This is a genomic window from Haloechinothrix aidingensis (genome assembly GCF_013450155.1).
Taxonomy (GTDB): Bacteria; Actinomycetota; Actinomycetes; order Mycobacteriales; family Pseudonocardiaceae; genus Haloechinothrix; species Haloechinothrix aidingensis.
In genome coordinates, this window is the sequence record NZ_JACCKD010000002.1 from 431,047 (window position 1) to 447,965 (window position 16,919).

Annotated in this window: 16 protein-coding genes; all 16 read right to left on the minus strand. The window is 68.4% G+C overall.

What is annotated here, in order from left to right; genetic code table 11:
- Positions 1 to 24: 24 nt before the first annotated feature.
- The 16 genes from H0B56_RS06570 to argS all read right to left on the minus strand — a co-directional run bounded on the left by H0B56_RS06570 (position 25) and on the right by argS (position 16,791).
- A complete protein-coding gene (locus H0B56_RS06570) occupies positions 25 to 864 on the minus strand; it encodes a F0F1 ATP synthase subunit delta (protein WP_180892028.1) in 840 nt (279 codons plus the stop codon).
- A gap of 9 nt (positions 865 to 873) precedes the next feature.
- Positions 874 to 1,416, minus strand: coding sequence for a F0F1 ATP synthase subunit B (locus H0B56_RS06575; protein WP_245818803.1), 543 nt, complete (start codon positions 1,414 to 1,416; stop codon positions 874 to 876).
- A gap of 29 nt (positions 1,417 to 1,445) precedes the next feature.
- On the minus strand, positions 1,446 to 1,697 hold the full coding sequence (locus H0B56_RS06580; RefSeq protein ID WP_089302662.1) for an ATP synthase subunit c family protein: 252 nt from the start codon (positions 1,695 to 1,697) through the stop codon (positions 1,446 to 1,448).
- Positions 1,698 to 1,759: 62 nt separating this feature from the next.
- Positions 1,760 to 2,536 carry a F0F1 ATP synthase subunit A gene (atpB, locus tag H0B56_RS06585; protein WP_180892029.1) on the minus strand — a complete coding sequence of 259 codons (777 nt, stop codon included), beginning with the start codon at positions 2,534 to 2,536 and terminating at the stop codon, positions 1,760 to 1,762.
- Between the two features lie 186 nt (positions 2,537 to 2,722).
- Positions 2,723 to 3,232 carry a Cg1360 family ATP-synthase-associated protein gene (locus H0B56_RS06590; RefSeq protein WP_343063782.1) on the minus strand — a complete coding sequence of 170 codons (510 nt, stop codon included), beginning with the start codon at positions 3,230 to 3,232 and terminating at the stop codon, positions 2,723 to 2,725.
- A complete protein-coding gene (locus H0B56_RS06595; protein WP_180892030.1) occupies positions 3,225 to 4,376 on the minus strand; it encodes an MraY family glycosyltransferase in 1,152 nt (383 codons plus the stop codon). Before H0B56_RS06595 ends, H0B56_RS06590 begins: the two co-directional genes overlap by 8 nt.
- Positions 4,377 to 4,385: 9 nt before the next feature.
- Positions 4,386 to 5,036, minus strand: coding sequence for an L-threonylcarbamoyladenylate synthase (locus H0B56_RS06600; RefSeq protein ID WP_180892031.1), 651 nt, complete (start codon positions 5,034 to 5,036; stop codon positions 4,386 to 4,388).
- A 23-nt stretch (positions 5,037 to 5,059) separates the two neighbouring features.
- Positions 5,060 to 5,926, minus strand: coding sequence for a peptide chain release factor N(5)-glutamine methyltransferase (prmC, locus tag H0B56_RS06605; protein ID WP_180892032.1), 867 nt, complete (start codon positions 5,924 to 5,926; stop codon positions 5,060 to 5,062).
- 95 nt (positions 5,927 to 6,021) lie between these two features.
- On the minus strand, positions 6,022 to 7,119 hold the full coding sequence (gene prfA / locus H0B56_RS06610; RefSeq protein ID WP_180892379.1) for a peptide chain release factor 1: 1,098 nt from the start codon (positions 7,117 to 7,119) through the stop codon (positions 6,022 to 6,024).
- A gap of 128 nt (positions 7,120 to 7,247) precedes the next feature.
- On the minus strand, positions 7,248 to 7,463 hold the full coding sequence (gene rpmE / locus H0B56_RS06615) for a 50S ribosomal protein L31 (RefSeq protein WP_089302657.1): 216 nt from the start codon (positions 7,461 to 7,463) through the stop codon (positions 7,248 to 7,250).
- 155 nt (positions 7,464 to 7,618) lie between these two features.
- Positions 7,619 to 9,673 (minus strand): transcription termination factor Rho, encoded by a 2,055-nt coding sequence (gene rho, locus H0B56_RS06620; RefSeq protein ID WP_180892033.1) that lies wholly within the window; start codon positions 9,671 to 9,673, stop codon positions 7,619 to 7,621.
- Positions 9,674 to 10,353: 680 nt separating this feature from the next.
- On the minus strand, positions 10,354 to 11,244 hold the full coding sequence (gene thrB, locus H0B56_RS06625; RefSeq protein ID WP_180892380.1) for a homoserine kinase: 891 nt from the start codon (positions 11,242 to 11,244) through the stop codon (positions 10,354 to 10,356).
- Positions 11,245 to 11,256: 12 nt separating this feature from the next.
- Positions 11,257 to 12,339 (minus strand): threonine synthase, encoded by a 1,083-nt coding sequence (gene thrC, locus H0B56_RS06630; RefSeq protein ID WP_180892034.1) that lies wholly within the window; start codon positions 12,337 to 12,339, stop codon positions 11,257 to 11,259.
- A complete protein-coding gene (locus H0B56_RS06635; protein ID WP_180892035.1) occupies positions 12,336 to 13,679 on the minus strand; it encodes a homoserine dehydrogenase in 1,344 nt (447 codons plus the stop codon). Before H0B56_RS06635 ends, thrC begins: the two co-directional genes overlap by 4 nt.
- A complete protein-coding gene (gene lysA, locus H0B56_RS06640; protein WP_180892036.1) occupies positions 13,679 to 15,115 on the minus strand; it encodes a diaminopimelate decarboxylase in 1,437 nt (478 codons plus the stop codon). The genes H0B56_RS06635 and lysA overlap by 1 nt, the downstream gene beginning before the upstream one ends.
- Before the next feature lie 5 nt (positions 15,116 to 15,120).
- Positions 15,121 to 16,791 (minus strand): arginine--tRNA ligase, encoded by a 1,671-nt coding sequence (argS, locus tag H0B56_RS06645; RefSeq protein WP_180892037.1) that lies wholly within the window; start codon positions 16,789 to 16,791, stop codon positions 15,121 to 15,123.
- Positions 16,792 to 16,919: the final 128 nt, after the last annotated feature.

The following is a 16,919-nucleotide window of genomic DNA, read 5'->3' on the forward strand; positions in this document are numbered from 1 at the left end:
CACGTCGTACGCAGGCCGGGCGAGCTAGCGCGCGAGCCGCCCGCGCACGGACCTGAGCCTGCCCGCCGTACTGCCGTCGATGACCTCGTCACCGACCTTGATGAGCAGGCCGCCGATCAAGTCCGGTTTGACCTGTACGTGCACCGCCATCGACCTGCCGTAGATGCGCTGCAGGCGCTCGGTCAGTGCACCACGCTGCTCCTCGGTCAGCTCCGTCGCGGTGACGACGTGCGCCACCGACCGCTCGCGCTTGTGTGCCGCCTGCGCGGCGAGCTTGTCCAGCGCGTTCGCCACGCTCCGGCCACGTGGCTGAATCGCCACCTGCTCCAGCATGGTCTGCGTCACGGAGGTGAGCTTGCCCGAGAAGAGCTCACGCACCAGCCTACGCTTCGAGTCCGCGGGAGTGGTCCGGTCGGCGAGAACGTTGTCCAGCGCGGACTCCTCGGTCAGCACCCGCGCGGCCTGGAACAACTCCGCCTCGACGGTCTCGAGGGTGCCCTCCCGCTCGGCGCCGATCAGCAAGGCGGATGCGCCGAGAACGGTGGTCCCCTCCAGCAGCTCACGCGGCGTGGACCACTTGCTGGCCACGACGGTGTCCAGGATCTGCAGGGTCGGCTCGCTGACCTTGCCCTCCAGGAGGCTACGCACCAGCCGCGTACGGGCTGCGTCCTCCGACGAGGCGTCCGCGACAGCTCTGCGCAGCGAGATCTCCGTGCTGAGCAGGTACGCGAATGCGTACAGTTCCTCCCCGACGACCGCGGGATTGGCCCCGGGGTCGTCGAGGATCTCGCCGAGGCGTCCCTCGGCGAGCTCGAGCGCCTCCCGGCTCGCCGCATGCAGTGTTGTCTCGGTTGACTCCGCCATGCGCCTGCCTTACTTCCCTGCTCCAGCCGAGTCCAGCTCCGCGAGGAAACGCTCGACGGTGCGGTTGCGCCGCTCCTCGTCCTCGAGGGACTCGCCCACGATACGACCGGCCAGCTCCACCGACTGCCGTCCCATCTCGGACCGCAGCTCAGCGATGATCTGTGCCTTCTGCGCCTGCAACTGCGACTCGCCCTGCGCCACGATCCGGGCCGCCTCGGCCTGTGCCTCGGCGCGGATCTCCTCGCGGATCTGCTCGGACTCCAGCCGCGCGTCGTCGCGGATCTTCGCGGCCTCGGTCCTGGCCTCGGCAAGCTGCTGGTTGTACTGCTCGAGGGCCTGCTGCGCTTCCGCCTGCGCCTTCTCGGCTTTCTCGATACCGCCTTCGATCTGGGATGCGCGCTCCTCGTAGAGCTTCTCGAAGCGCGGCACCGCGAACTTCCACAGCACGAAGAGCAGCACACCGAACGCGACGAGCCCCAGGATCACCTCGGACGTGTGCGGAAGGACCGGCGAGGGCTCCTCCGCAGCGAGCACGATCTGTGTAGTCAGCACAGCATCTCCCAACGTGTTGAGCAATCAACTCACGCCGCGGAGGCGATGAAGTACAGCACCAGACCGATCAGCGCCAGCACCTCGGTGAGCACGAAGGTGGTCCAGGCGATACCCATCAGCTTGCCCTGCGCCTCGGGCTGGCGAGCAGTGCCCGTGATGACGGAGGACCAGATCAGACCCACACCGATACCGGGGCCGATGGCGCTGAGGCCATAGCCGATCATGGCAAGGCCGGGGTTGATGTTCGTGGCTGCTTCTTGAGCGAGAACAATGTTGCTCACTTGCGAATCCCTTTCCAACTACGCTCCGCACCTGGCGGCCCGGAAGCCTCTCGGTCTTGTCTCTAGTGGTCCTCTGCCAACGCCATGCCAATGTAGCTGGCGGCGAGCAGGGCAAATACGTAGGCCTGAATCGTCATGATCAAGGCCTCCAAGAACGTCATCGCGATGGCGAAGGCGAACGACACCGCGGCCACCGGCTTCAACGCCGCGCTCGCCTCGACGAGCAACCACTCACCAGCCAGCGTGAAGACCAGGATGATGAGGTGGCCGGCGAACATCGCGGCGAACACACGAATCGCCAGCGTGATCGGGTTCATCACGAACTTGGAGAAGAACTCGATCGGTGTCAGCAAGATGTATATGGGGCCCGGTACGCCCGCCGGGAACAACTGGTTCTTGAGGTACCCGCCGACACCGTGGCGACGCATCCCGACATAGTGATACACCGGGTACACCACCAGAATCGACAGCGCCAGCGGGAACCCGATGTGTGACATCGTCGGGAACTGAATAATCGGGATAATACCGTAGATATTGTTCACGAATACGAACGTGAACAGCGTGAAGATCAGCGGTACGAACCGCTGGAAGTCTTTGGAACCAATGTGTTCCCGAGCAATGGTGTTACGCGTGAAGCTGTATATGGATTCGGCGACGAACTGCGTCTTGCCGGGTACGACCTTCATGTTCCGCGACGTGATCACAAAGAACGCCGCGATGATGACCACCGACATGACGACCAGCAGCATCGGCTTGGTCACTGCGCCGAAGATCGGAGGGAGATTGAAGTCGCCCGCGCCGGGCGGAACAAAACCCTCAGCCAGCACCAACGTGCCCAACTGGACTCCTTCCGGTTCTCCCGCTCGGCCTCGAACCGGCGGGGGAATCGTCACGATCGGCCGTCAACGTACCCGATACGTTTCGGGACGAAGCAGGCGGCTGGTTCGCACCACCGAGCCGCCGCTGGCCAGCTTTCTCCGGGGACCTTATCAGGCGTACCCGTTCCAGGAGTATGGGCGTACTACTTAGCCCTCGTCCCTGGTCTCGGGGATGACGGTCGGGATCTTGGCGCGCTGGAACGCGATGACTTCCGCAGCGGCCCACGCGAGCACCGTCACCAGCATCGTCACCCCGAGAGCGACCGGGTCGAACACCGCGACACCGCGCAGTGTGAGCATGACCACAAGCAGCGCACCGAGCTTCAGGATGTAGCCGCCGAGCACGAGGCCGAACAGCATCTCCGGGGGCAGCGCAGCCGTCTTGTGCATCATCCAGACGGTGACCAGCGAGGAGCCGAACGCCACGAGTGCGCCGACGGCGGCACTGGCCAGTCCCGACCACCCGAGCAGTGCCCAGGAGACGGCGATCGCGAGCAGCGCACCGGCGAGGCCGATCCGCAGGCCCATCCGCAGCATCGCCGTGGCGAGCGTGCGCACCGACGCCGCGTGCGGGTTGTCTTCCTGCCGGTCCCCCGGACCAGCACCCTGCGCTTGCTCCGCCACTGGCGACCCTTTCGTCGTTCGCGTGCTACCCACGAGCCTTCAGTCTAGGGACGTACGACGCGAGGATCGCAAGCACCAGCCCGATCAGCAGTAATCCGGCCACGACGAGAGCATCGAACACGGTCAGCGCGACCGCTCCGAAGGCGAGCAGACCGGCCCAGAAGTAGATCAGCAGGACGGCCCGGCGCTGCGAATGGCCGATCTCCAGCAGCCGGTGGTGCAGGTGCATCTTGTCCGCGCTGAACGGGCTCTCCCCGCGACGTGTGCGGCGGATCACCGCCATCAGCAGGTCCAGAACTGGGACGAACAGCACAGCGGCCACCACGATCAGCGGGGACAGCAGCGCGAGCATGTCCGCGCCGCCGTCGTTCTCGGTGATCGACACACGACCGGACGCCGAGGTACTCGCCGCGGCGAGCATCAGCCCGATGAACATCGAGCCGGAGTCGCCCATGAAGATCTTCGCGGGCTGGAAGTTGTGCGGCAGGAAGCCGAGACATGCTCCGGCCAGTGTCGCGGCGATCAGCGCAGGCGGGTAAGCGCTCACGTCGCCCCCGGAGGAGTGCAGCAGCACCAGGGAGAACGCACAGATCGCCGCCGCAGCGATCAGACCGATCCCCGCGGCGAGCCCGTCCAGCCCGTCCACGAAGTTCATCGCGTTGACCATCGTGACCACCAACAGGATGACCAGCAGCCCACCCTGGTTCTGGTCGAGGATCAGCACCGAGCCGACCGCGCTGTCCTGCCCACCCCACGGCACCCGCAGCACCGACCACTGCAGGCCGAACAGCACGAGAACGCCCGCGCAGGTGACCTGCCCGGCCAGCTTGGTCCACGCGTCCAGGTCGAACCGGTCGTCCAACGCCCCGATCAGCACGATGACCCCGCCACCGACCAGCACGGCGACCGGATCGAGCGAGAACTCGAACGCCCTGCGCAGCACCGGTAGCTGATGCGCGAGACCCATGCCGCCCAGCACGCCACCGTAGATCGCGAGGCCGCCCATGTACGGCATCGGTGTGGCGTGCACGTCCCGCGACCGCGGCATCGCCATGGCACGGATCCGGACCGCGAACCGTTTGGCGACGCCGGTCAGCAGGAACGTCAACGCGGCAGCGGTCAGCGCGACGAGCAGGTACTCCCGGATCGGTAGCCCTACACTCAGTGTTTCCGGCACGTCGGGTACTCAGTCCGCTTTCCCGACGCTCGTCCCGAGTGCTCCCGAGACCTCCTCGGTGGTGACCGCACCTTCCCGGAGCATCACCGGCTCATCGCCGGTGAGGTCCACGATCGACGACGGCACCGGGTCGCCGCACGGGCCGCCGTCGAGATAGACCGACACGCTCTCCCCCAGCTGCTCACGAGCCTCCTCGGCTGTCGCGGCCGGGGGTTTACCCGAGGTGTTGGCACTGGAGACAGCCATCGGACCCACAGCGCGCAACAGCTCGAGTGCCACCGGATGCAGCGGCATGCGCAGCATCACCGTCCCCTTCGTGGTGCCCAGATCCCACGCCAGGCTCGGCGCGTGCGGCAGCACGATCGACAGGTCACCCGGCCAGAAGGCCTCCACCAGCGTCCGTGCCTGATCGGGAACACTCTGGACCAACCCGTCGAGCGTCGACAACGAGCCGACCAGCACGCCGACGGGCATGTCCCGGCCCCGCTGCTTCGCGCGCAGCAGCGCCCGTACGCCGCCGGTGGAGAACGCCTCACAGCCGATGCCGTACACGGTGTCGGTCGGCAGCACCACGAGCTGCCCGGAGCGCGCGGCTGCCGTCGCCGCCGCCAAGCCTTTGGTGCGGGACTCCTGGTCCGCGCAGTCGTAGACCGTACTCACGCTCGTGAGCCTAGCTCCTCGGATCAGCCGGTCCGACGGGCCGTCGCGAACCGCGAGCGACCGGCCAGATCGGTATGGCCGGTGGCTTCGGACAGCACACGGCGCTGGGACAGCAGCGCGGGGACCGCCTGCCCGTGATCGTCGTCGTGCTCGATCGCGACACCGCCCCCCGACCGCAGCAGCCGTGCCGCCAGCGTGACCACGCTCTTGATCAGGGCGAGACCGCCGTCGGCGGCGTACACCGCGTGCTCGGGGTCGTGCTCGGCCACCTCGGGCGGCAGCGACTTGCCGATCGGCACGTAGGGCGGGTTACACAGCACCAGGTCGACGAGGCCGTCCAGCTCGGCGAACAACCTGCCGTCCGTCACGTCACCCGAGTAGAGGCGCACCGGGGTGTCCCCGGCTCCTGCCCGCTTGTCGGCGTTGCGGCGTGCCCACGCCAGCGCGGCCGTGTCGTTGTCGACGGCGTAGACCTGCGCGTCCGGGCGTGCGTGCGCGACCGCGAGCGCGAGCGCGCCCGATCCGGTGCACAGCTCGACCACGACGGGGTGCGAGCGGGAGGCGAGCACGTCGAGTCCCCAGGACAGCACCAGATCGGTCTCCGGCCGGGGCACAAAGACCCCCGGCCCCACATCGACGGTGATGTCCCCGATCGCGGCCCAGCCCGTGATGTGCTGCAACGGGACACGCTTGGCGCGCTGGGCGACCAGCTGCCCCAGCGCCTCCACAACGGGCGGGTCGACAAGGGGAACCAGCGGCAGCTCACCACGCTCGACCCCGAGCACATGCGCCGCGAGCAGCTCAGCATCGTTTCGCGCGGACTCGACACCCGCGTCGGAGAGCATCCGGGTGGCTTCGAGAAGGGCGAGCCGCAACGGTTGTCTACGCACAGCTCTCACCTTAGTCGCAGCAGCTCACCCGTTCCGGTAACGACCCGTCGGGCGCGCTGAATGACGCTGTCAGTCCACGAGACGGACTGACAGCGTCATTCAGCGTTCCCCGGCGCAGGGTTCGGGGTGTTCTGCTGGGCGATGCGCTCGGCGCGGTCGGCTTCCTGCAGCGCGTTGAGGACGCCGTTGAGGTCCCCGGCCAGTACCTGGTCGAGGTTGTAGGCCTTGTAGTTCACCCGGTGGTCGGAGATCCGGTTCTCCGGGAAGTTGTATGTCCGCACCCGCTCGGACCGATCCACCGTGCGCACCTGCGAGCGGCGCGTGTCCGAGGTCTTGGCCGCCTCTTCCTCCTCGGCCATCGCCTGCAGGCGGGCCTGGAGGACCTGCATCGCCCTGGACTTGTTCTGCAGCTGGGACTTCTCGTTCTGGCAGGAGACCACCACCCCGGTCGGCAGGTGGGTGATCCGCACAGCCGAGTCGGTGGTGTTCACGCTCTGCCCGCCGGGGCCCGAGGAGCGGAACGTGTCGATACGCAGGTCGTTCGGGTCGACCTCCACCTCGACCTCCTCCGGCTCGGGGTAGATCAGCACCCCTGCCGCGGACGTGTGGATCCTGCCCTGCGACTCCGTCGTGGGCACCCGCTGTACCCGGTGCACGCCACCCTCGTACTTCAGGCGGGCCCACACGCCGTCCGGGCCGTCCCCACCGCCCTTGATCGATACGGTGACGTCCTTGTAGCCACCGAGGTCCGATTCGGTGGAGTCGAGCACGACCACCTTCCAGCCGACGTGCTCGGCGTACCGCTGGTACATCTGCAGCAGGTCGGCTGCGAACAGCGCGGACTCTTCGCCGCCCGCACCCGACTTGATCTCCATGACCACGTCGGAGGCGTCGTACGGGTCGCGCGGCAGCAGTAGCTCGGTCAGCCGGGACTCGAGCTGCGGGACACGCGCGTCGAGTTGCTCGACCTCCTCGGCGAACGACGGATCCTCCCGAGCAAGCTCCCGCGCGGCAGCCAGATCCTCGCGCACCGAGTCGAGCTCATTGATCGTCTTCACGATCGGCGTCAGCTCGGAGTATCGCCGCCCCAGTTTGCGCGCGCGTTCGGCATCGGCATGCACGTCCGGATCGCCGAGCTGGCTTTCCAACTCCGCGTGCTCGGCGAGGAGGCCTTGCAGCGAGTCTCGATCCACCATGTCCTCATCTCGGCCCGTCCGCCGCCGCTGTCGTCGTCAACTCGTTACGACACATACGCCCGCCCCTGCCGACTGCGCAGGGACGGGCGCTGTCGTCGCGCTACCGCCGTCGAACCGGACGGCCGCTACTTCGCCGTGCGCTTGCCGTAACGCTGCTCGAACCGGGCGACACGACCACCGGTGTCCAGGATCTTCTGCTTACCCGTGTAGAACGGGTGGCACTTCGAGCAGATCTCGACGTAGATATTGCCCGATTCCTTCGTGCTGCGCGTGGTGAACGAGTTACCACAGGCGCAGTTCACCTGGGTCGTGATGTAGTCAGGATGAATACCGCTCTTCATGAGTGCCCTTTCGTCTCGGACGCCGGGTCCCCGCCCGCGGTGTGACGGGGTGAACCGGCGCCGCTATTCGTACTGCGCACGGCGAGTCCTGCGGCCCATTCTTCCAGACGCACGGCATCGCACCGCGCGTGCCCGTCAGATCCGCGGCGCGAACCCTAGACCTGCTGTTGCTGCGCCGCTTCCTCTTCCTGACCGGGTGCCGTCTTGGACACCTGCATCAGGAACTCGATATTGGTCTTGGACTTGCGCAGCCGGTCGAGCAGCAGGTCGATGGACTGCTGCGAGTCGAGAGCGTGCAGCACCCGGTGCAGCTTGTGCGTCACCGCCAGCTCGTCCGGGGACAGCAGCAACTCCTCCTTGCGCGTACCCGACGGGTTCACGTCCACGGCAGGGAACACCCGACGCTCGGAGATCTTGCGGTCCAGCTTGAGCTCGGCGTTACCGGTGCCCTTGAACTCCTCGAAGATCACCGTGTCCATCGTCGAGCCCGTCTCGACCATCGCGGTCGCGAAGATCGTCAGCGAGCCGCCTTCCTCGATGTTGCGCGCCGCGCCCAGGAACCGCTTCGGCGGGTACAGCGCGGTCGAGTCGACACCACCGGAGAGGATGCGCCCCGAGGCCGGGGCCGCCAGGTTGTAGGCCCTGCCGAGCCTGGTGATCGAGTCGAGCAGCACGACCACGTCGTGTCCCATCTCGACGAGCCGCTTGGCGCGCTCGATGGACAGCTCGGCCACGGTGGTGTGATCCGATGCTGGCCGGTCGAAGGTCGACGAGATGACCTCGCCCTTCACCGACCGCTGCATGTCGGTGACCTCCTCAGGACGTTCATCCACCAGCACGACCATGAGCCAGCATTCCGGGTTGTTCGTGGTGATCGCGTTGGCGACGTCCTGCAGGATCGTGGTCTTACCGGCCTTCGGCGGCGAGACGATCAGCGCACGCTGCCCCTTGCCGACCGGCATGACCAGGTCGATCACGCGGGTGGTGAGCTTGTTCGGCTCGGTCTCCAGCCGCAGCCGCTCGTTCGGGTAGAGCGGGGTGAGTTTGGTGAACTCGGGACGCTTGACGTTGTCCGGCTCGAGCCCGTTGATCGTGTCCACGCGCACAAGCGGGTTGAACTTCTGCCGCTGCTGCTCACCCTCCCGGGGCTGCCTGACCACACCGGTGATCGCATCGCCCCTGCGCAGGCCGTACTTGCGCACGAGGGAGAGCGAGACGTACACGTCGTGCGGCCCGGCGAGATAGCCGGAGGTACGCACGAACGCATAGTTGTCCAGTACGTCGAGGATCCCGGCGATCGGTAGCAGCACATCGTCCTCACGCACGTCGGTGGCGTCCGATCCGCCGCCGCCGCCGTCACCGCGGCCGCCCCGGCGCCTGCGATCCCGTGACCGCCTGCTGCGCCTGCCGCCGCCGCGCTCGTCGTCGTCGGAGTTGGACTTGGCGTTGTTGCCCTGCTGGCGGCGCTGGTCCCCGCCGTCGCGCTGGGACTGCTCACCACCGTCGTCCTGGCCGGAACGACCACCGCCCTTGGCGTCTTGGCCCTTGGCGTCGGCGCCCTTGGCGTCCTGCTCGGCTCGCTGGCTGTTGTTTCCGCCACCGGACCCCCGCGACGAACCACGCCTGCGCCGCGACCCCTCACGGCGAGCGGGCTCGTCCTGCTGCTGGCCACCGCCGGTGTCCTTGTCCCTTACGGGCTCGGCAACCTGCGTCGCGCCCTCGGCTCCGCGCGCACCGGCCGCAGTGCCCTGCCCGGCGCCGGCGTCCGTACCATTCTCCGGTCCGTTCGCCGGGCCCGCCGGGGACCTGTCGCGCCCAGCGGCTGCCTCGCCGCCCGTGTTCGAAGCCCCGGTGTCGGGCTTGTCGCCGGGCTCGTCGGCACCGGACGTGCTCGTCACTCCGTCGAGAGGCAGGGAGTTCTCGTCGTCGGACGTCGCGGCGCGCTTCTTCGTCTTCCCCTGGCGCTCACGGATCGCCGCGATGAGATCGCCCTTACGCATCCCCTTGGTGTCGGTCACGCCGAGTTCGACGGCGAGTTCGCGCAGCTCGGCAATCACCATGCCGGACAGTCCGCCGCCACGACGCTTCGGCTTGTCGGAAGTGCCGTTGCTGTCCTGCGCAGAATCTACCGTCACGTTATCGCTCCCCGAAGATGCCGACTGAGTTTCTGGCGCTTCCACGCTGCCGCTCAAAAGATCCGTGTTGCTCACGCAAGTCCTTCCTGACCGATCCCCGCCCCAGCGTGGATCAGCGACGCGTCACCCGCACCGTTACGCGGGCCGACGCCATGTCTCATTGGAAACGTGCAGCCGAACGCACGTTGACTCCCTACGGCTGTGTGCACGGATTCTGTGGCCCGGTACCCCTGAATTATTCTGCCTCCCAGAGTGTCGAGGCATCAGCTCCGCGCACGTGAGCCTGCTGCTACGCCAGTTCCTTTCGACGCGAACCTCACGTTCTCAACAGCTCTCACACCGTCCCCGCTGCGGGCGGGCCTGGCGGGGATTGGGTACACAACCACTGCAGGGCCGCACACACGGGATTCTGCATGCCTCCGAAACGTACCCGAAGGCACACGAACTCGATCACCGTGACAACCGGGAACCCACCTCGCGGCCCCCTCGGCTTGGTCAGCCGAGAGTACGCCGGAAGTGAAAGATGCGTTCCGGGAAGAGGCCCGGAAGTCGCACCAGGTGCGGAATCCGCACGGTGAACGAACACCTCCGAGCGTAGACTCCCCATCGACACCACGCAACAACCACCCCCGCTTTGTACACCCGTGTCGCCCTCGCGCTGGTCAGCAGGGCTCACTGGGCCGCTCACCAGCCGGCTGACCGGCCCCGCCGAGAGCGCGCCGAGCCCCGGCAGCCGAGCCGTCGGACGGGCAGCGCTACAGGGCAGCCACGCGCACCCCGGTACGGTCGACCGGCAACTCGACGGCGGTGAACCCGGTGAGGTCGACTCCCTCGGGCAACGCCCCATCGGTGGTCAGTGCCAGCACGGTCGGACCACCCCCGGAGACCACCGCGGCGACATCGCGCTCGCGGAGCTGCCGGACGAGGTGCACCGTCGCCGGATAGGCGGGCTCCCGGTAGTCCTGATGCAGCCTGTCCTCCGTACCCGGCAGCAACAACCCCGGGTCGGTCGTCAACGCGTGCAGGCCGAGCGCGGCCCGACCGGCGGCGAAGGCCGCGTCACCGTGCGGGACGTGCTCCGGCAACAGGCCCCTGGCCGCCGACGTGGACGATCGTTGCTCGGGTACCGCCAGCACCGGGCGGATACCGGGATGCGGATCCAGCCGTTCGGCGCGCCAGCTCGACACGCCGGCCCGGACGTCCTGCCACGCCAGCACGAGCCCGCCGAACAGGCTCGCGGCCGCGTTGTCCGCATGGCCTTCGAGCTCGGCGGCCAGCTCGAGTGCCGCGGCGTCCACCGACTTGCCGGCCAGCGCGTAGCCGGCTGCGACGCCCGCGACCACGGCCGCCGCGGAGGAGCCGAGTCCCCTGGCATGCGGGATCGTGTTGTGGCAGCGCAGGTACAGGCCGGGGCACGGGACATCGAGGTGCTCGCATGCCCGTCGCAGGGCCCGCACGACCAGGTGGCTCTCGTCGGTCGGCACGTCCGAGACGTCTCCGGCACCGGCATCGATCGGCTCGATGAGCACGCCCTCGTCGAGCACCCGTAGCTCGATGACCTCGAACAAGCCGAGGGCCATACCGAACGTGTCGAAACCGGGACCCAGATTGGCCGTCGACGCGGGCACCGTGACACGGAATCCGATCACGCCGTCTCCCTACTCGTCGGTGAGGTCGAGTGCGCTGACCACCGCCTGAGGGTCCACCGGAAGCGGCTCGACCTCGACGTTGCCCTCCAGCGCGGTCGCCGGATCCTTCAGGCCGTGCCCGGTGACCGTGCACACCACGGTCGAACCCGCCGGGATCCGCCCGTCCGCCGCCGTCTGCAGCAGCCCGGCCACACTGGCGGCCGAGGCCGGTTCCACGAAGATCCCTTCGGATGCGGCGAGCAGCCGGTACGCCGACAGGATCTGCTCGTCGCTGACCGCGTCGAACAGTCCCCCTGAGGAGTTCTTGGCCTCCACCGCAGGATCCCAGGACGCCGGGCTACCGACCCGGATCGCCGTCGCGACCGTGTCGGGGTCGCTGACCGGCTCCCCGTGCACCAGCGGCGCGGCTCCCGAAGCCTGGAAGCCGAACATCCGCGGCGCCGCCTCGATCAGCTTGTCGGCCGCGTAGTCGACGTAGCCCGACCAGTACGCTGTGATATTGCCCGCATTTCCGACCGGCAGGCAGTGCACGTCCGGAGCCACACCGAGCACGTCGCAGATCTCCCAGGCCGCCGTCTTCTGCCCGACGAGCCGGACGGGATTGACCGAGTTCACCAGGGTGACGGGGTGATCGAGCGCCGTCTTGCGGGCCAGCTCGAGGCAGTCGTCGAAGTTCCCGTCGATCTGCAGCAGGCGCGCGCCGTGCAGGGTGGCCTGCGCGAGCTTGCCCATCGCGATCTTGCCCTGCGGCACGAGCACGGCACACGTCAGGCCGGCCCGGGCGGCGTAGGCGGCGGCCGAGGCCGACGTGTTCCCCGTGGAGGCGCACAACACGGCCTTGATGCCGCTGGCGAGCGCGTGTGTGATCGCCACGGTCATCCCACGGTCCTTGAAGGAGCCGGTCGGGTTGACGCCCTCGACCTTGACGTACACCTCGCAGCCGGTCAGCTCGGACAGCCGGGGGGCGCTGATGAGCGGCGTGTTGCCCTCCCCGAGCGTGACGACGGCCGCGTCGTCCGGGATCGGGATACGTTCGCTGTAGGCATGGATGATGCCCGGCTTGACCGGCCGGGACGCCTGCACCGCATTCACGAGTCTTCGCCTTCCACCCTCATGACGCTGACCACTTCATGGACGACGTCGAGCTCGCCGATGTCGTCGACGGTCGCGCGCAGTGCCGCGTCCGGCGCCGCGTGCGTGACCACCACCAGGCTGGCCGTGGAGTGCTTGTCCCGCTGACGTACCGCGGCGATACTGACGTCGTGCTTGGCGAACACCTGGGACACCTGCGCGAGCACGCCCGGACGGTCCGCCACCTGCAGGCTGATGTGGTATCGCGTCGGCGTCTCGCCCATCGGGCGTACCCCGAGCCCGGCGTGCGCGGACTCCCGCGGTCCCCTGCCGCCGCCCGCGCGGTTGCGTGCCACGTCGACGAGGTCGCCGAGCACCGCGCTGGCCGTCGGAGCGCCGCCCGCGCCCTGGCCGAAGAACATCAGCTCACCGGCACCGTCCGCCTCGACGTAGACCGCGTTGAACGCCCCGCCGACCCCGGCGAGCTGGTGGCTGCGCGGGATCATCACCGGGTGCACGCGCACGGAGACCGACTCGGACCCGTCCGGGCCGACGACCCGCTCGCAGATGGCGAGCAGCTTGACGGTCCGGCCGATCATCTTGGCGGCGGCGACGTCGGCCGCACTGACCGAACCGATACCCTCTCTGTACACATCGGACGCGGCGATCCGGGTATGGAAAGCGAGCGACGCGAGGATCGCCGCCTTCGACGCGGCATCGTAACCGTCCACATCGGCTGTGGGGTCGGCTTCGGCGTAGCCGAGGTTGCTCGCCTCCTCCAGGGTGTCTACATAGCCCGCACCCGTGCTGTCCATCGCCGAGAGAATGTAGTTGGTCGTTCCGTTGACGATGCCCATGACGCGCGTGATGCGGTCGCCTGCCAGGGACTCGCGCAGCGGGCGCACAAGCGGGATCGCACCGGCCACCGCGGCCTCGTAGTACAGGTCAGCCCCCGAGGCGTCCGCCGCCTCGGACAGTTCACGCGAGCAGTCGGCCAGCAGCGCCTTGTTCGCCGTGACCACGGACTTGCCGGACCGCAGGGCGGTCAGCAGCCAGCTGCGCGCCGGCTCGATCCCCCCGACGAGCTCGACGACGACATCGACGTCCGAGGCGATGAGGCCCTCGACGTCCGAGGTGAGCAGGTCGGCAGGCAGCTCGGGATGCTTGTCGGGACGGCGTACGGCGATACCGGCCAGCTCGACGGGAGCGCCGGCGCGGGCGGTGAACTCCGCGGCTTCCTCGGTGAGCAGTCGCGCCACCTCGCTACCGACGGTGCCACACCCCAGCAGCGCCACCCGGACAGGTGTGGGCTCGGCCTCCGCGGGGTCGCCCGACCGCCCCAGCTCGGCGGAGAGGGCCATCACGACACCTCCAAACGCATCAGGTCGTCCGTCGTCTCCCTGCGCAGCAACTCTCGGGCACTGCCGTTACGCACGCTGACCACGGCCGGCAGCGGCTGCCGGTTGTACCCGCTGGCCATCGAGTAGCAGTACGCACCGGTGGCCGCCACGGCCACCAGGTCACCAGCGGCGAGGTTATGCGGCAGCCAGCAGTCGCGGACCACGATGTCGCCGGACTCACAGTGCCTACCGACCACCCTGCTCTGCGTCGCCTCGACGGCCACGGACCCGTCATCACTCGACCGGGAGACCAGCCTGCAGTCATAGGCAGCGTCGTACAACGCGGTGCGGATATTGTCGCTCATCCCACCGTCGACGCTGACGTAGCGGCGCACGGCGCCGTCACCGAGCGGGACATCCTTGATCGTGCCCACCTCGTAGAGCGTGATGGCTCCCGGGCCCGCGATCGCACGACCGGGCTCACCGGCGATCTTGGGCATCGGCAGCTCAGCGTAATCGCACTCCTTGCGCACCATCTCCCGGATCTGGGTCACCATCTGCGCAGGCGGGGGCGGGTTGTCCTTCTCCGTGTAGGCGATACCGAACCCACCGCCGAGGTCGACCAGCCCGAGCTGCTCGGTGATCTCCGGGCCGTGCTCCTCACGCAGCTGCGCGATCAGGCCGATGACGCGCCTTGCGGCCACCTCGAACCCGTCGGGGTCGAAGATCTGCGAACCGATATGACTGTGCAGCCCGATGAGCTGCAGCGACTCCGCGCCGACAACCCTGCGTACGGCCTCGGCTGCGTCGCCTGCCGCCAGCGAGAAGCCGAACTTCTGGTCCTCGTGCGCGGTGGCGATGAATTCATGGGTGTGCGCCTCGACGCCGACCGTCACGCGCACCAGCACCTGCTGCCGGACGCCGCGGTCGGCCGCGACCTTGGCCAGCCGCGCGATCTCCTGGAAGGAGTCGAGCACGACGGTGCCGACACCGGCGTCCACGGCTTCCTCGAGTTCGGCGACGGACTTGTTGTTGCCGTGGAAGGTGATCCGCTCGACAGGGAAGTCCGCCGCCCGGGCCACGGTCAGCTCGCCTCCACTGCACACGTCCAGGCTCAGGCCCTGGGCCGCGACCCAGCGCGCCACCTCCTTGCACAGGAAGGCCTTCGACGCGTAGTGCACGAGGCTCGGGTCCTCGAACGCCTCGGCGTACTCGGCACACCGGGACCGGAAGTCCGCCTCGTCGATGACGAACAGCGGAGTTCCGTGTGTCGCGGCGAGCTCGCGTACGTCGACACCGGCGATGCGCACCACGCCGTCCGGGGCGCGGTAGACGTTACGCGGCCATACCTTCGGGTACAGCCGGTCCAATTCGTCCGACGTGGACGGTGGATATCCTGACGTATCCACGTGCGGGTGCACCTCGGCGTGCCGAGGGCCAGCGGGGTGAGCACACATGCTTCCTACATCCGATCCGGGGCCGAGACACCGAGCAGGGCGAGTCCATTGGCGAGCGTCTGGCGAGCCGCCTCGCAAAGCGCGAGCCTGGCGAACGTCGTCGGCGTGGCCTCCTCGTCGCCCTGCGGAAGGACCCTGGCGGCGTCATAGAACTTGTGATACGCGCTCGCCAGCTCCTCGAGGTAGCGAGCGATCCGGTGGGGCTCGCGCAGCTCGGCCGCGCGCGCGACCACCTTGGGGAACTCACCGATCGTACGGACAAGGTCACCCTCCCGGGGGTGGCTGAGCAGCCCGAGATCGATCTGTGAGCCGTCCGTGCCCGCTACCGGCGGCAGCCCGAGCTCGGCGGCGTTGCGTTGCAGCGACGCCAGCCGGGCATGCGCGTACTGCACGTAGAACACCGGGTTCTCGGCGGTGTTCTTGCGCAGCAGGTCGAGATCGACGTCGACGGCCGAGTCGACCGAGTAGCGAGCCAGCTCGTAACGGGCGGCGTCCACGCCGACCGCGTCAACGAGGTCCTCCAGCGTGACCACCGTACCGGCGCGCTTGCTCATCCGCACCGGCTTGCCGTCACTGACGAGGTTGACCATCTGGCCGATGAGCACCTCCACCACATCCGGGTCGTCCCCGAGCGCGGCGGCGGTCGCCTTGAGCCTGCCGATGTACCCGTGGTGGTCCGCGCCGAGCATGTAGATGCACAGGTCGAAGCCCCGGGAACGCTTGTCGGCGAGGTAGGCGATATCGGCCGCGATGTAGGCCGGCGCACCGTCGCTCTTGACGACCACCCGGTCCTTGTCGTCACCGAACTCCGTGGAACGCATCCACCACGCGCCCTCTGCGTGGTAGAGGCGCCCGGACTGCTTCAGCTGCTCGAGCACCTCGTGCACAGCCCCGGAGGCGTGCAGGGAGTCCTCGTGGAAGAACACGTCGAAGTCGGTGCCGAACTCGTGCAGGCTCCGCTTGATCTGCTCGAACATCAGCTCGACGCCCACCCGGCGGAACACCTCGTCGCGCTGCCCGTCCGCGAGCTCGAGCACGCCCGGCTCGGCGCGCACGACCTCGGCGGCGAGCTCGTTGATATAGGCACCGCCGTAACCGTCCTCCGGCGGCTCGGTGCCCCGCGCGGCGGCGACGAGGGACGCGACGAACCTGTCGATCTGCGCGCCCGCGTCGTTGAAGTAGTACTCCCTGGTCACCACGGCGCCGCGTGCGGTGAGGATCCTGCCGAGCGCGTCTCCCACGGCGGCCCAGCGCGTGCCGCCCAGGTGGATCGGTCCCGTCGGGTTGGCCGAGACGAACTCCAGGTTGACGGCCAGACCCGCGAACTCGTCGCCGCAGCCGTACGCCGCACCCTGCACGAGAACCTGACGGACGAGCTCGCCCTGCGCGTCCGTGGCGAGTCGCAGGTTGACGAAGCCGGGGCCCGCGACCTCGGCCGAGGCGAGCCCGTCGGTTCCGGCCAGGGCGTTCGCGAGTGCCTCGGCCAGCTCCCGGGGGGTCAATCCGACCTTCTTCGCCACCTGCAGCGCGACATTGGTCGCGTAGTCACCGTGCTCGGGGTTGCGGGGGCGCTCGATAATGACGGCCTCGGGCAGCGCGCCGGTGTCCAGGCCGCGCGCGGCCAGCACCTCGGCCGCCGTCGAGCGAACCAGGTCAGCTAGTGCGGAGGGAGTCACCTGGCGAGTGTATGTTGCCGGACCTGCCGCTACGTCGTCGGGCTGCCCGCGACGCGAGCGCGCGTGCGCGTACCCTTCCTGGCTGGTGACCCACCCGACAACGCCGCTGAGGGCAGACTCGCCGATCG

Coding starts and splice junctions, on each gene's coding strand:
- rpmE (WP_089302657.1), bottom strand. CDS start 7,463: ATGAAGAGCGGTATTCATCCTGACTACATCACGACCCAGGTGAACTGC.
- H0B56_RS06570 (WP_180892028.1), bottom strand. CDS start 864: ATGGCGGAGTCAACCGAGACAACACTGCATGCGGCGAGCCGGGAGGCG.
- H0B56_RS06635 (WP_180892035.1), bottom strand. CDS start 13,679: ATGGCCCTCTCCGCCGAGCTGGGGCGGTCGGGCGACCCCGCGGAGGCC.
- lysA (WP_180892036.1), bottom strand. CDS start 15,115: ATGTGTGCTCACCCCGCTGGCCCTCGGCACGCCGAGGTGCACCCGCAC.